11 protein-coding genes are annotated in these 14,250 nt (G+C 70.4%); 9 read left to right on the top strand and 2 right to left on the bottom strand.

What is annotated here, in order from left to right:
- Positions 1-193 precede the first annotated feature (193 nt).
- The 4 genes from ACIRGB_RS30250 (at position 194) to serA (ending at position 5,555) form a co-directional block, all read left to right on the top strand.
- The gene (locus ACIRGB_RS30250) at positions 194-2,035 is read left to right on the top strand and encodes an acetolactate synthase large subunit (protein WP_403871731.1); all 1,842 of its coding nucleotides are present in this window, start codon (positions 194-196) and stop codon (positions 2,033-2,035) included.
- Positions 2,036-2,056: 21 nt separating this feature from the next.
- Positions 2,057-2,581, top strand: a complete 525-nt coding sequence (gene ilvN, locus ACIRGB_RS30245) for an acetolactate synthase small subunit (protein WP_403871729.1) — start codon at positions 2,057-2,059, stop codon at positions 2,579-2,581.
- A gap of 118 nt (positions 2,582-2,699) precedes the next feature.
- Positions 2,700-3,698 (top strand): ketol-acid reductoisomerase, encoded by a 999-nt coding sequence (gene ilvC, locus ACIRGB_RS30240; RefSeq protein WP_007444763.1) that lies wholly within the window; start codon positions 2,700-2,702, stop codon positions 3,696-3,698.
- 267 nt (positions 3,699-3,965) lie between these two features.
- A complete protein-coding gene (serA, locus tag ACIRGB_RS30235; RefSeq protein WP_375908741.1) occupies positions 3,966-5,555 on the top strand; it encodes a phosphoglycerate dehydrogenase in 1,590 nt (529 codons plus the stop codon).
- Between the two features lie 129 nt (positions 5,556-5,684).
- Here serA and ACIRGB_RS30230 read toward each other — a convergent pair whose 3' ends face one another.
- Positions 5,685-6,944 carry a PucR family transcriptional regulator gene (locus ACIRGB_RS30230; protein WP_403871727.1) on the bottom strand — a complete coding sequence of 420 codons (1,260 nt, stop codon included), beginning with the start codon at positions 6,942-6,944 and terminating at the stop codon, positions 5,685-5,687.
- 144 nt (positions 6,945-7,088) lie between these two features.
- Between ACIRGB_RS30230 and ACIRGB_RS30225 the strand changes: the two genes are divergently transcribed.
- The 5 genes from ACIRGB_RS30225 to ACIRGB_RS30205 all read left to right on the top strand — a co-directional run bounded on the left by ACIRGB_RS30225 (position 7,089) and on the right by ACIRGB_RS30205 (position 12,618).
- The gene (locus ACIRGB_RS30225) at positions 7,089-8,015 is read left to right on the top strand and encodes a proline dehydrogenase family protein (protein ID WP_403871725.1); all 927 of its coding nucleotides are present in this window, start codon (positions 7,089-7,091) and stop codon (positions 8,013-8,015) included.
- A gap of 49 nt (positions 8,016-8,064) precedes the next feature.
- Positions 8,065-9,705 carry an L-glutamate gamma-semialdehyde dehydrogenase gene (pruA, locus tag ACIRGB_RS30220; RefSeq protein ID WP_403871723.1) on the top strand — a complete coding sequence of 547 codons (1,641 nt, stop codon included), beginning with the start codon at positions 8,065-8,067 and terminating at the stop codon, positions 9,703-9,705.
- Between the two features lie 312 nt (positions 9,706-10,017).
- A complete protein-coding gene (locus tag ACIRGB_RS30215) occupies positions 10,018-10,149 on the top strand; it encodes a hypothetical protein (protein WP_011030289.1) in 132 nt (43 codons plus the stop codon).
- 75 nt (positions 10,150-10,224) lie between these two features.
- Positions 10,225-11,268 (top strand): 3-isopropylmalate dehydrogenase, encoded by a 1,044-nt coding sequence (locus ACIRGB_RS30210; RefSeq protein WP_403871722.1) that lies wholly within the window; start codon positions 10,225-10,227, stop codon positions 11,266-11,268.
- 261 nt (positions 11,269-11,529) lie between these two features.
- The gene (locus ACIRGB_RS30205; RefSeq protein WP_403871720.1) at positions 11,530-12,618 is read left to right on the top strand and encodes a branched-chain amino acid aminotransferase; all 1,089 of its coding nucleotides are present in this window, start codon (positions 11,530-11,532) and stop codon (positions 12,616-12,618) included.
- A 75-nt stretch (positions 12,619-12,693) separates the two neighbouring features.
- On the opposite strand, the gene ACIRGB_RS30200 is transcribed toward ACIRGB_RS30205, so the two are convergent.
- Entirely contained in the window at positions 12,694-14,142 is a 1,449-nt protein-coding gene (locus tag ACIRGB_RS30200; RefSeq protein WP_403871718.1) for a cytosine permease, read from the bottom strand.
- Positions 14,143-14,250 lie beyond the last annotated feature (108 nt).

The following is a 14,250-nucleotide window of genomic DNA, read 5'->3' as shown; positions in this document are numbered from 1 at the left end:
TCGTACTTGGAAAGCGCGTCGGCTGAAGCTGGTGACGTCCGGACCGATCCGGACTCCCGCGACCCACACCCGGCGCGCTCCCCTCGCTTGCCCTACGGCACGAGGGGTTTTTTGTTGCACAGGCACCTGCCCAGCAGCAGCCGCAGACCGCACGAACCTCGCAAAAACCCTCAGCATCGAGAAGAGAACGCCGATGACCGAGCAGGCCACCGGGGCACACCCGCAGCCCCGGCCCCGATCCGGAGGACAGTCCGCCCCCGAGCACGTCACGGGTGCGCAGTCCCTCATTCGCTCTCTCGAGGAGGTCGGCGCCGACACCGTATTCGGCATCCCCGGTGGCACGATCCTTCCGGCCTACGACCCGCTGATGGACTCCACCAAGGTGCGCCACGTCCTGGTCCGTCACGAGCAGGGCGCCGGCCACGCCGCCACCGGCTACGCGCAGGCCACCGGCAAGGTGGGCGTCTGCATGGCGACCTCGGGACCCGGCGCCACCAACCTGGTCACCCCGATCGCCGACGCCAACCTGGACTCCGTGCCGCTGGTCGCGATCACCGGGCAGGTGGTCTCCTCCGCGATCGGCACGGACGCCTTCCAGGAGGCGGACATCGTCGGCATCACCATGCCGATCACCAAGCACAGCTTCCTGGTCACCCAGGCCGAGGACATCCCCAAGGTGATCGCGCAGGCGTTCCACATCGCCTCCACCGGCCGCCCGGGCCCGGTGCTGGTCGACATCCCCAAGGACATCCTCCAGAAGAAGACCACCTTCTCCTGGCCGCCGGTCATGGACCTGCCCGGCTACCGCCCGGTCACCAAGCCGCACGCCAAGCAGATCCGCGAGGCGGCCAAGCTGATCTCCGCGGCGAAGCGCCCCGTGCTCTACGTCGGCGGCGGCGTCCTCAAGGCCCGCGCCACCGCCGAGCTGAAGGTCCTCGCCGAACTCACCGGAGCGCCCGTCACCACCACCCTGATGGCGCTCGGCGCGTTCCCCGACAGCCACCCGCTGCACGTGGGAATGCCGGGCATGCACGGTGCGGTCACCGCCGTCACCGCGCTCCAGAAGGCCGACCTGATCGTCGCCCTCGGAGCCCGCTTCGACGACCGCGTCACCGGCAAGCTGGACAGCTTCGCCCCGTACGCCAAGATCGTCCACGCCGACATCGACCCGGCCGAGATCGGCAAGAACCGCGCCGCCGACGTCCCGATCGTCGGCGACGCCCGCGAGGTCATCGCCGACCTGGTGCAGGCGGTGCAGAAGGAGCACGACGAGGGCAACCGGGGCGACTACACCGCCTGGTGGAAGGACCTGACCCGCTGGCGCGACACCTACCCCCTCGGCTACGACCAGCCCGAGGACGGCTCGCTCTCCCCGCAGCAGGTCATCGAGCGGATCGGGCAGCTGGCGCCCGAGGGCACGATCTTCGCGGCCGGTGTCGGCCAGCACCAGATGTGGGCCGCGCATTTCGTCCAGTACGAAAAGCCCGCCACCTGGCTGAACTCCGGCGGCGCGGGAACGATGGGCTACGCGGTCCCGGCCGCCATGGGCGCCCAGGCCGGCATGCCCGAGCGCACCGTCTGGGCGATCGACGGCGACGGCTGCTTCCAGATGACCAACCAGGAACTGACCACCTGCGCCCTGAACAACATCCCGATCAAGGTCGCCGTCATCAACAACGGCGCCCTCGGGATGGTCCGCCAGTGGCAGACCCTGTTCTACAACCAGCGGTACTCCAACACGGTGCTGCACTCCGGCCCGGACGACGTCAACCCGGAAGCCCGCGGCACCCGGGTCCCCGACTTCGTGAAGCTGTCGGAGGCCATGGGCTGCTACGCCATCCGCTGCGAGGACCCCGCCGACCTCGACAAGGTCATCGAGGAGGCCAACTCCATCAACGACCGCCCGGTCGTCGTGGACTTCATCGTCCACGAGGACGCGATGGTCTGGCCGATGGTCGCCGCCGGCACCTCCAACGACGAGATCATGGCCGCCCGGGACGTCCGCCCCGACTTCGGCGACAACGAAGACGACTGAGCGAGAGAGACCGAAGAGACCATGTCCAAGCACACGCTCTCCGTCCTGGTGGAGAACACCCCCGGCGTCCTGGCGCGGATCACCGCCCTCTTCTCCCGCCGCGGCTTCAACATCGACTCGCTCGCCGTCGGTGTCACCGAGCACCCCGACATCTCCCGCATCACCATCGTGGTGAGCGTCGAGGACTTCCCGCTGGAGCAGGTGACCAAGCAGCTCAACAAGCTCGTCAACGTGCTCAAGATCGTCGAGCTGGACCCCACCCAGGCCGTCCAGCGCGAACTCGTTCTGGTGAAGGTGCGCTCCGACAACGAGACGCGCTCCCAGATCGTCGAGATCGTCCAGTTGTTCCGCGCCAAGACCGTCGACGTCTCCCCGGAGGCCGTCACCATCGAGGCCACCGGCAGCGGCGACAAGCTGTCCGCGATGCTCAGGATGCTGGAACCGTACGGCATCAAGGAACTCGTGCAGTCCGGCACGATCGCCATCGGCCGCGGCGCCCGTTCCATCACGGACCGCTCGCTGCGCGCACTCGACCGGTCCGCCTGACGACGGAAACGGGCGGTCGCGGACACCGTCGGCCGCCCGTATTCCGAGACCCCGAAACTTCCCTTCCCCCCACCGGCATACGGTGGGACGCAACACCTGCACCCAAGGAGAGAACCCAGTGGCCGAGCTGTTCTACGACGCCGACGCCGACCTGTCCATCATCCAGGGCCGCAAGGTCGCGGTCATCGGGTACGGCAGCCAGGGCCACGCCCACGCCCTGTCGCTGCGCGACTCCGGTGTCGACGTGCGCGTCGGTCTGCACGAGGGCTCCAAGTCCAAGGCCAAGGCCGAGGAGCAGGGCCTGCGCGTGGTGAGCCCGTCCGAGGCCGCCGCCGAGGCCGACGTCATCATGATCCTCGTCCCGGACCCGATCCAGGCCGAGGTCTACGAGAAGGACATCAAGGACAACCTGAAGGACGGCGACGCGCTGTTCTTCGGTCACGGCCTGAACATCCGCTACGGCTTCATCAAGCCCCCGGCCGGCGTGGACGTCTGCATGGTCGCCCCCAAGGGCCCGGGCCACCTGGTGCGCCGTCAGTACGAGGAGGGCCGCGGCGTTCCCTGCATCGCCGCCGTCGAGCAGGACGCCACGGGCAACGGCTTCGCGCTGGCCCTGTCGTACGCGAAGGGCATCGGCGGCACCCGCGCCGGCGTCATCAAGACGACCTTCACCGAGGAGACCGAGACCGACCTGTTCGGTGAGCAGGCCGTGCTGTGCGGTGGCACCGCGGCGCTGGTGAAGGCGGGCTTCGAGACGCTGACCGAGGCCGGTTACCAGCCGGAGATCGCCTACTTCGAGTGCCTGCACGAGCTGAAGCTGATCGTGGACCTCATGTACGAGGGCGGCCTGGAGAAGATGCGCTGGTCGATCTCCGAGACCGCCGAGTGGGGCGACTACGTCACCGGCCCGCGGATCATCACCGACGCCACCAAGGCCGAGATGAAGAAGGTCCTCGCCGAGATCCAGGACGGCACCTTCGCCAAGAACTGGATGGACGAGTACCACGGCGGTCTGAAGAAGTACAACGAGTACAAGAAGCAGGACTCCGAGCACCTGCTGGAGACCACCGGCAAGGAGCTGCGCAAGCTCATGAGCTGGGTCGACGAGGAGGCGTAAGCCTCGGGTCCGAAGGGGCCGGAGCATCCCGCTCCGGCCCCTTCGGCGAACCCCGGGTAACGTCGTAGGCGCGGCGTTGTCCATCCCGTCCGGCCACGGACGGGTGATCCTTCCGCTGAGGCGCAGAACGACCCGCGTCACGCCACTAGACTGCTGCCCAACATACGCGTCAGGCCCACAGCGTCGTGCGTCTTCCACGCGGCTAGCAAACCTCCACCGCATGCGGCCGTCGGGACGGCCGTCCGCATTGGACTTGTGAGGACTCACGTGAGCTCGAAACCCGTCGTACTCATCGCTGAAGAGCTGTCGCCCGCGACCGTGGACGCGCTCGGCCCCGACTTCGAGATCCGCCAGTGCAACGGCGCGGACCGGGCCGAACTGCTCCCCGCCATCGCCGACGTGGACGCGATCCTGGTCCGCTCCGCCACCAAGGTCGACGCCGAGGCCATCGCCGCCGCCAAGAAGCTCAAGGTCGTCGCCCGCGCCGGTGTCGGCCTGGACAACGTGGACGTCTCCGCCGCCACCAAGGCCGGCGTGATGGTGGTCAACGCCCCGACCTCCAACATCGTCACCGCCGCCGAGCTGGCCTGCGGCCTGATCGTCGCCACCGCCCGCAACATCCCGCAGGCCAACGCCGCGCTGAAGAACGGCGAGTGGAAGCGCAGCAAGTACACCGGCGTCGAGCTGGCCGAGAAGACCCTCGGCGTGGTCGGCCTCGGCCGCATCGGCGCCCTCGTCGCGCAGCGCATGTCGGCCTTCGGCATGAAGGTCGTCGCCTACGACCCCTACGTGCAGCCCGCGCGGGCCGCGCAGATGGGCGTCAAGGTGCTGTCGCTGGACGAGCTGCTCGAGGTCTCCGACTTCATCACCGTCCACCTGCCCAAGACCCCCGAGACCCTCGGCCTGATCGGCGACGAGGCGCTGCGCAAGGTCAAGCCGAGCGTGCGCATCGTCAACGCCGCGCGCGGCGGCATCGTCGACGAGGAGGCGCTGTACTCGGCGCTCAAGGAGGGCCGCGTCGCCGGCGCCGGACTCGACGTGTACGCGAAGGAGCCCTGCACCGACTCCCCGCTGTTCGAGTTCGACCAGGTCGTCGCCACCCCGCACCTCGGCGCCTCCACCGACGAGGCCCAGGAGAAGGCCGGCATCGCCGTCGCCAAGTCGGTCCGCCTCGCCCTCGCCGGCGAGCTGGTCCCCGACGCGGTCAACGTCCAGGGCGGCGTCATCGCCGAGGACGTCAAGCCGGGCCTGCCGCTCGCCGAGCGCCTCGGCCGCATCTTCACCGCGCTCGCCGGTGAGGTCGCCGTCCGCCTGGACGTCGAGGTGTACGGCGAGATCACCCAGCACGACGTGAAGGTGCTGGAACTGTCCGCCCTCAAGGGCGTCTTCGAGGACGTCGTGGACGAGACGGTCTCCTACGTCAACGCCCCTCTGTTCGCCCAGGAGCGCGGCGTCGAGGTCCGGCTGACCACCAGCTCGGAGTCCCCGGAGCACCGCAACGTGGTCACCGTGCGCGGCACCCTCTCGGACGGCGAGGAGGTGTCGGTCTCCGGCACGCTGGCCGGCCCCAAGCACCTCCAGAAGATCGTCGCCGTCGGCGAGTACGACGTCGACCTCGCCCTCGCCGACCACATGGTCGTGCTGCGCTACGAGGACCGTCCCGGTGTGGTCGGCACCGTCGGCCGCGTCATCGGCGAGGCCGGCATCAACATCGCCGGTATGCAGGTGGCCCGCGCGACGGTGGGCGGCGAGGCGCTGGCCGTGCTCACCGTCGACGACACGGTGCCCTCCGGGGTGCTGGCGGAGGTGTCGGCGGAGATCGGCGCTACGTCCGCCCGGTCCGTCAACCTCGTCTGAGGTGACCCTGCCCGGGGGCCGCCGCCCCCGGGACCCCCGCCCACGGCCCGGAACGGGCCTCTTCCGCACCCGCCGGACGGGCCGAGTGACTCGGCCCGTCCGGCGTTTTGCGCCGGGTGATCGAGGCCGCTACCGGAGGCGGTGCGCCTTGAGCGCCATGTGCAGCAGCAGCCGGTCCTCGCCGTCGTCCAGGTCCAGGCCGGTGAGCTGTTCGACGCGCGAGAGGCGGTAGTACAGCGTCTGGCGGTGGACGCCCAGCTCGGCGGCGGTGCGGCCGGCCTGGCCCGCGCAGTCCAGGTACACCTCCGCCGTGCGGACCAGTTCGCGGTGGGCGGGGGACAGCAGCGCCCGTACGGCGGGATCGTCGGCGGAGCGCGGGGGCAGCGAGGTCAGCAGGCGGAACGCCCCGATCGACGTCCACTGCGCGACCGGCCCGAACCGCGCCTCCGCGCGGGCCGCCCGGGCCGCCGCCGACGCCTCCGACCAGGCCGTCCCCAGGTCGGCCAGACCCGTGCGCGGCGCGGAGACACCGGCAGCCACGCCGCCCGGCGCCCCCGAGCCCCCGGCCCCCGCCCGCTCCAGCAGCCGCCCCGCCGCCGAGGTCGCCGGGGTCGGCACGTCCGCCGAGCGCAACCGGACCAGCAGCGCCAGCGACACGGCGGCGGCCCCCCACGGCACCGTGCACAGGGCCGTCGCGCCCGGCACCGTACGGACCGAGGGCGCCTCGTCCGGGTCGGCCGAGGGCCAGGGCGCCACGCAGACCACGGCGTGCGGGGTGTCCGCGCGGGCGCCCAGCGCGCTGCGCAGTTCCGTCACCGCCATGTCCCGCTGCCAGTCCCGCTCGGCGGTCAGCACCGCCCGCAGCTCCCGGCTCAGGTCCGCGCCGTGCTGCGCCTCGTCGGCGAGCAGCGCGCCGATCCGCGCCGTGACCTCCATGGCCGCCGTCAGCTGCCGCTCGGTCGGGCCCGGGTCGGTGTCCAGGAGCCACACGTAGCCGAGGACCACACCCCGATGGCGTACCGGCAGACAGGTGCGGCCCCGGTACACCCCCGCCTCGGGGGTGGGCGGGATGCGGACCGGGCCGGTCGCGCGGGTGATGCCGAAGCTCTCGAACCACGCCCGGACCGCCGCGGTGGAGCGCCGGGTGAGGATCGAGCGGGTGCGCACCGGGTCCAGGACGGAGGGGTCGAGGTCGCCCTCGCTGTCGTAGGCGCCGAAGGCGATCAGCTCGAAGTCGCGGTTCTCCAGGGTCGCGGGCGCGCCCAGCAGCTCGGAGATCTCGTCGACCAGCTCCTGGTAGTCACCACGGGTACCACCGGTGCCTGCGGAACCTCTGGAATCGGACGTCACCCGGGCATTCTGCCGCAAAGACGCGCGCCCTTCATACATCTGTCTGAGATCCGCGGCACGGATGCGTGACAGCTGTCGATGGCCGACGATCGGGAGGATCCTTAGATTTCACGGTGGTTCTCCGTGCCGTTCCCCGTTCGTCGGGCAGCGGCCCCTGTGTCACTTGGTAAGTGGAGGTGCCCCGTGCTGGGTCCCGTGATTCTCGCCGCGTCGCGCAGCGACCGGATGCGTCGTCTGGTCTCGGCCGCGCCCGTGACCAAGCCGGTCGTCGACCGGTTCATCCCCGGCGAGACGGTCGATCAGATCGTGCCGATCATCCGGGAGCTCACCGATCAGGGCCTGGAACTGACGATGGACGTCGTCGGCGAGGACATCACCACCCCGGCGCAGGCGGAGGCCGCCCGCGACGCCTACCTGGAGCTGATCGACCGGCTCAAGCCGCTCGACCTCGGCACCCGCGCCGAGATGTCCGTGAAGCTCTCCATGTTCGGCCAGGCGCTGGACGGCGGCCACGAGCTGGCCCTGAAGAACGTCCGCCCGGTCGTCGAGGCCGCCGCCGAGATCGGCACCACGGTCACCCTGGACGCCGAGGACCACACCACCCTCGACTCGATGTTCGCCATCCACGACGAGCTGCGGAAGGACTTCCCGCAGACCGGCTGCGTCATCCAGGCCTACCTCTTCCGCACCGAGGCCGACGCGCGCCGGCTCGCCGACAGCGGCTCTCGCGTACGGTTGGTGAAGGGCGCCTACAAGGAGACCGCAGAGGTCGCGTACCAGCAGCGCCACGAGATCGACAAGGCGTACGTCCGCATCCTGCGCACGCTGATGGAGGGCGAGGGCTACCCGATGATCGGGTCGCACGACCCGCGCCTGATCTCCATCGCGCAGGAGCTGGCCCGCACCGCCGGGCGCAAGCTCGACGAGTACGAGTTCCAGATGCTGTACGGCATCCGCGGCGACGAGCACCTGCGGCTCGCCGCCGAGGGCCACCGCATGCGCGTGTACACCGCCTACGGCACCGACTGGTACGGCTACTTCATGCGCCGTCTCGCGGAGAAGCCGGCCAACCTCCGGTTCTTCGCCCGCTCGATGGTCACCAAGGGCTGAGCCCGCACCCGCTCGCACAACCCGCTCAAGTCAAGGAGTTACGGAACCCATGGACGCTGTGACCCAGGTCCCCACCCCCGTCAACGAGCCGGTGCACGGCTACGCGCCCGGTTCCCCTGAGCGCGCCCGTCTGGAGGCCAAGCTCAAGGAGCTGGCCGACAACCCGATCGACCTGCCCTGCACCATCGGCGGGGTGAAGCGGATGGGCGGCGGTGAGCGCTTCGACGTCGTGCAGCCGCACAACCACAAGTCCCGCCTGGGCACGTACGCCAACGCCACCCAGCAGGACGCCCAGGACGCGATCGACGCCGCCCTGGCCGCCGCCCCCGCGTGGCGCGCGATGTCCTTCGACGACCGCGCGGCGATCATCCTGCGCGCCGCCGAGCTGCTGTCGGGTCCGTGGCGCGAGACCATCGCCGCCTCCACCATGCTCGGCCAGTCCAAGACCGTCCAGCAGGCCGAGATCGACAGCCCCTGCGAGCTGGTCGACTTCTGGCGCTTCAACGTGCACTACGCGCGGAACATCCTGGCCGAGCAGCCGCCGGCCAACTCCCCGGGCGTGTGGAACCGCATGGACCACCGTCCGCTGGAGGGCTTCGTCTACGCGATCACGCCGTTCAACTTCAGCGCGATCGCGGCCAACCTGCCCACCGCCCCCGCCCTGATGGGCAACGTCGTGGTGTGGAAGCCGTCCCCGACGCAGACCCACGCCGCCGTGCTGCTCATGCAGCTCCTGGAGGAGGCCGGGCTGCCCAAGGGCGTCATCAACCTGGTCACCGGCGACGGCATCGCGGTCTCCGAGGTCGCCCTGGAGCACCGCGACCTCGCGGGCATCCACTTCACCGGCTCGACCAAGACCTTCCAGCACCTGTGGAAGACGGTCGGCAACAACATCGAGAAGTACCGCACCTACCCGCGCCTGGTCGGCGAGACCGGCGGCAAGGACTTCCTGATCGCCCACCCGAGCGCGGACCGCGCGGTGCTCAAGACCGCGCTGACCCGCGGTGCCTTCGAGTACCAGGGCCAGAAGTGCAGCGCCACCTCGCGCGCGTACATCCCGGCGTCCATCTGGAACGACGGGTTCAAGGAGGAGTTTGCCGCCGAGGTCGACTACCTCACCATGGGTGACGTCACCGACCTGTCGAACTTCCTCGGCGCCGTCATCGACGAGCGGTCCTTCGCCAAGAACAAGGCCGCCATCGACCGCGCCAAGGAGGACGAGACCTGCACCATCGTCGCGGGCGGCTCCTACGACGACTCGGTCGGCTACTTCGTCCGCCCGACCGTCGTCGAGTGCACCGACCCGGAGAACGAGGTCTTCCGCACCGAGTACTTCGGCCCGTTCCTCGCCGTGTACGTGTACGACGACAGCGCCGACGACGCGTACGACGTGATGCTGACCCAGATGGAGGCGGTCTCGGACTACGCGCTGACCGGCTCGGTCATCTCGGGCGACCGCGCGGCGGCGGCGTACACGATGGAGAAGCTGCGCTACGCGGCCGGCAACTTCTACATCAACGACAAGTCGACCGGCGCCGTCGTCGGCCAGCAGCCCTTCGGCGGCGGCCGTGCCTCCGGCACCAACGACAAGGCCGGCGCCCCGCAGAACCTGATGCGCTGGACGCTGACCCGCGCCATCAAGGAGACGCTGGTCCCGCCGACCGACTACACCTACCCGCACATGGGCTGACACCCGCGCGCGGCGCTACGCCCCGGCGGGCCAGGTCGACCGACCTGGCCCGCCGGGGCGTTTTCGCAGGTGGGAGCGGTGTGAGCGAGGCCACCGTCTCAGATAGTAGGAAGTCCGAGTAATTGTGGAGACAGACGCGGCGCGCTCCCTTAGTTTTGTAGAAGCCGAACGTCCCGCTCGATCGAGCGACTGGCGGTCGTGAGCCCGTGCCCGTGCAGGCAACCCCTGCGGTACCGCGCTCCCCGCCCTTCCGGCGTCTCTCCGTACCGCTCGCTTTCCGCGCTCCCTTTTGTGCCGAAGGAGTCGATTCCCATGGCCGAGACGACCGTCCGCCGCCGAGTCCGTCACCTCTCCCGTACCAGCGACTCCGACCGCAAGAACGCCGCGGCCGCCCTCCAGCGCTCCCTCGACCGCCGGGACAACGGCGGCGCCACCGGCCACTGAGCCGGTCGGACGGCAGAGGCGTCCGCATGGCGGACGCCTCATGTCATCCCGTGGGACGAGGGGTAGGGTGCCGTCATGTCTCGCAGCCTCAATCTCGCAGTGATTCCCGGTGACGGCATCGGCCAGGAGGTCGTGGCCGAGGGTCTCAAGGTCCTCTCCGCCGTCCTTCCGCAGGATGTGAAGCTGGAGACCAAGGAATTCGACTTCGGCGCCCGGCGCTACCACGCCACCGGTGAGACCCTCACCGACGCCGACCTCGACGCCCTCAAGGCGCACGACGCCATCCTGCTCGGCGCGATCGGCGACCCGTCGGTGCCGTCCGGCGTGCTGGAGCGCGGCTTCCTGCTCAAGCTCCGCTTCGCCTTCGACCACCACGTCAACCTGCGGCCGAGCAAGCTCCTGCCCGGCGTCGCCACCCCGCTCGCCGGCCAGCCCGAGATCGACTTCGTCGTCGTCCGCGAGGGCACCGAGGGTCCGTACACGGGCAACGGCGGCACCATCCGCAAGAGCACCGAGCACGAGGTCGCCACCGAGGTCTCCGTCAACACGGCCTACGGCGTCGAGCGCGTCGTCCGCGACGCCTTCGCCCGGGCCCAGGCCCGCCCCCGCAAGAAGCTCACGCTGGTCCACAAGAACAACGTGCTGACCTTCGCGGGCCACCTGTGGACCAACATCTTCAACCAGGTGGCGGAGGAGTTCCCCGAGGTCACCACCGACTACATCCACGTCGACGCCGCGACCATCTACCTGGTCACCGACCCGGCCCGCTTCGACGTCATCGTCACCGACAACCTCTTCGGCGACATCATCACCGACCTCGCCGCGGCCGTCTCCGGCGGCATCGGCGTCGCCGCCAGCGGGAACATCAACCCGTCCGGCGACTTCCCCTCGATGTTCGAGCCGGTGCACGGCTCCGCGCCCGACATCGCCGGCCAGGGCAAGGCCGACCCCACCGCCACGGTCCTGTCCGTCGCCCTGCTGCTGCGCCACCTCGGGTACGAGGACGAGGCGGCCCGGATCGAGGACGCCGTCTCCGCCGACCTCGGCGAGCGCGGTGACCTGCCCGCCCGGAGCACCTCCGCGATCGGTGACGCGCTCGCCGCACGAGTAGCCGGCTGACCCAGGCGCACTCGAAATCCAACCTTTCGAAGCCGCCGGGTCCGAAAAACAAGGCACCCGGCGGCTTTCTCCTGCGTCCGCCAGGTGCGACCATCGACACCTGGGCCGCATTCACCCCGTTTCACCCGTCGCGGGCCGCGCGCGATAATCGAACGCGAAGCCGCGACCTGAGGGAATGCTCGGACGTCCTAGCACCGGCCACCGGCCGTACGGGCGTGACCGCGGCCCGTCACAATACAAACCGGTGAAGGACAGCCACCCATGACGACGCCCACGATCGAGCTCAAGCCCTCCGCCCACCCGCTCTCGGAGTCCGAGCGCGCGGCGATTCTGGCCAACCCCGGGTTCGGCCGCCACTTCACCGACCACATGGTGACGATCAAGTGGACCGAGGGCCGCGGCTGGCACGACGGCCAGCTCGTGCCGTACGCCCCGCTCTCCCTCGACCCGGCCACCATGGTCCTGCACTACGCGCAGGAGATCTTCGAGGGCCTCAAGGCCTACCGGCGGCCCGACGGCTCCGTCGCCACCTTCCGCCCGGAGAAGAACGGCGCCCGCTTCCAGGCGTCCGCGCGCCGCCTCGGCATGCCCGAGCTTCCGGTGGACACCTTCATCGCGGCCTGCGACGCGCTGGTCAGGCAGGACGAGAAGTGGGTCCCGGCGCACGGCGGCGAGGAGTCCCTCTACCTGCGCCCCTTCATGATCGCCACCGAGGTCGGCCTGGGCGTCAAGCCGGCCAACGAGTACCTCTTCCTGGTCATCGCCTCCCCGGCCGGCGCCTACTTCCCGGGCGGCGTCAAGCCGGTCTCCATCTGGGTCTCCGAGGACCGGGTCCGCGCCGTCCCCGGCGGTATGGGCGACGCCAAGACCGGCGGCAACTACGCGGCCTCCCTGCTCGCCCAGGCCGAAGCCGCCGCCAAGGGCTGCGACCAGGTCTGCTACCTCGACGCCATCGAGCGCACGTGGGTCGAGGAACTGGGCGGCATGAACCTGTACTTCGTGTACGGAAACAAGATCATCACGCCCACTCTCACCGGCTCCATCCTGGAGGGCGTCACCCGCGACTCCCTGCTCACCGTCGCCCGCGACCTCGGCTACGAGGCCGAGGAGGGGCGCATCTCGGTCGACCAGTGGCAGCGCGACTCGGAGAACGGCAGCCTCACCGAGGTCTTCGCCTGCGGTACCGCGGCCGTGATCACGCCCGTCGGCACGGTCAAGCGGACCGGCGCGGAGTGGCGGCAGAGCGGGGGCGAGACGGGCGAGGTGACGCAGCGGCTGCGGGACGCGCTGCTCGACATCCAGCGGGGGACTGTCGCGGACGTGCACGGGTGGATGCACACGTTGGCCTGACGGCCCCGGCGTGGGGGCGGGCCTCGCCGGGGGCTCCGCCCCCGGACCCCCGTTTCGGCCTGAACGGCCTCGTCCTCAAACTCCCCCAGAGGGGGCACCCCCAAACAGGCTGAGACTGTCGACCCCGGGCTCGTCCGAAGCATTGGTCCGGGGCTGCGGCAACAGCACGTACACCACCCCGCCCACCAGCCCCGACAGCAGGAAGCTGCAGTCCACTCCTCCGGTGAGGGACAGCAGCGGGCCCTCGTACGAGGGCAGGGACACCGCCAGCACGCCGGTCGCCGCGCCCACCGCCCAGGCGGCCGTCGCGGGGACGTTCCAGCCGGAGCTGTACCAGTAGATCCCGCCCCGCGCCCGGCGGTTGAAGACCTGGAGGGCGTCCGCGTCGTAGACGCCGCGGCAGCGCACCGCGCCGATCATCGTGATGACCGCCCACGGGGTGCCGATCGCGGTCAGCAGCAGCACGAAGGACGTCATCGCCGACTGCGCCTGCCAGGCGTAGTGCCCGGCGAAGACGCAGGCCGTGGCGACGACGGCGACGGCGCAGGTGGCGCGGGCGCGGGAGGCGCGGGGCAGGATGGCGTCCAGGTCCAGGCCCATCGAGTACAGCATCAGCCCCGCGTTGCCGACCGAGCCGGCTGAGGCGGCCAGCAGCAGCGGGACCAGGTACCAGGCGGGGGCGGCGTCCACCAGCGGGCCCGCGTAGTCCAGGGCGGCACGGGCGGCGTACGCCGTGAAGGTGCCGAAGAGCTGCGGGACCAGCAGGCCCAGCATCAGCCCCAGCCAGGTGGCGTGCAGCACCCGGCGGGAGGGGAAGCGGGCCGGCGAGATGTAGCGGGTGTAGTCGCCGAGCAGCGTGATGAAGGCGATCGGCCCGGACAGTCCCGCGGCCACGACGGCCAGCAGCCACGTCGGCCAGAACCCGCCCAGCAGATACCCGCCCGCCTCCGGCAGCGCGGCGGTCGTGAAGTCGGGCGCGTAGGCGATCACGCCCAGCACCAGCAGCGCCGTCATGCCGTAGGCCAGCACCCGGGACATGGCGAGCAGCACCCGGTAGCCGTAGATCGCGCCCGCGACGGTCGCGGCGGCCAGCAGCCCGTAGACGACGGCGTACGTCGCACCGCCCTGCGGCAGGCCGAAGAGCCGTCCGAGCACGCCCGCCATCACGTCCCCGCCGATCCACACGGTCAGCGCGGTGTAGCCGAGGGCCAGCAGCAGTCCGACCACCGAGCCGACCAGCCGCCCGCGCACGCCGAACTGGGCGCCGGAGGACGTGGACAGGTTGGTGGCGGTGCGCAGCGAGATCAGGGCCAGCGGGGCCGTGAACACCGTGCCGACGACCGTCCCCGCGACCACCGAACTCACCGACGCCCACCAGCCGAGGCCGAAGGACGGCGGCAGCCAGCCGAAGACGATCACGCCCAGGCAGAGGTTGGACCCCAGCAGGATCGAGACCAGGTCCCGGGGCCCGCTGGTGCGTTCCGCCTCGGGGATGGTGTCGACTCCGCGCTGTTCTATCGGCATGGCTGGTCTCCTTCGACGGCCGCCAGATGTTTAGAGCGACGTTCAATGTGACGTCTGCCCTTGCTGCTCGTCAACGGTTCCGCTCCATGTGTTTCGCGTTTAGGGTGA

The sequence above is a fragment of the Streptomyces sp. NPDC102490 genome (genome assembly GCF_044765285.1).
In the GTDB taxonomy this organism is placed as follows: domain Bacteria; phylum Actinomycetota; class Actinomycetes; order Streptomycetales; family Streptomycetaceae; genus Streptomyces.
Note: the sequence above shows the minus strand (reverse complement) of the source record. Positions and strands in the feature narration are given on the sequence as shown.

What these genes read in the sequence shown, in the direction of transcription:
- ACIRGB_RS30250 (WP_403871731.1), top strand. Translation starts at nt 194, where the DNA reads ATGACCGAGCAGGCCACCGGGGCACACCCGCAGCCCCGGCCCCGATCC.
- ilvN (WP_403871729.1), top strand. Translation starts at nt 2,057, where the DNA reads ATGTCCAAGCACACGCTCTCCGTCCTGGTGGAGAACACCCCCGGCGTC.
- ACIRGB_RS30230 (WP_403871727.1), bottom strand. Translation starts at nt 6,944, where the DNA reads ATGTATGAAGGGCGCGCGTCTTTGCGGCAGAATGCCCGGGTGACGTCC.
- pruA (WP_403871723.1), top strand. Translation starts at nt 8,065, where the DNA reads ATGGACGCTGTGACCCAGGTCCCCACCCCCGTCAACGAGCCGGTGCAC.
- ACIRGB_RS30215 (WP_011030289.1), top strand. Translation starts at nt 10,018, where the DNA reads ATGGCCGAGACGACCGTCCGCCGCCGAGTCCGTCACCTCTCCCGTACC.
- ACIRGB_RS30210 (WP_403871722.1), top strand. Translation starts at nt 10,225, where the DNA reads ATGTCTCGCAGCCTCAATCTCGCAGTGATTCCCGGTGACGGCATCGGC.
- ACIRGB_RS30205 (WP_403871720.1), top strand. Translation starts at nt 11,530, where the DNA reads ATGACGACGCCCACGATCGAGCTCAAGCCCTCCGCCCACCCGCTCTCG.
- ACIRGB_RS30200 (WP_403871718.1), bottom strand. Translation starts at nt 14,142, where the DNA reads ATGCCGATAGAACAGCGCGGAGTCGACACCATCCCCGAGGCGGAACGC.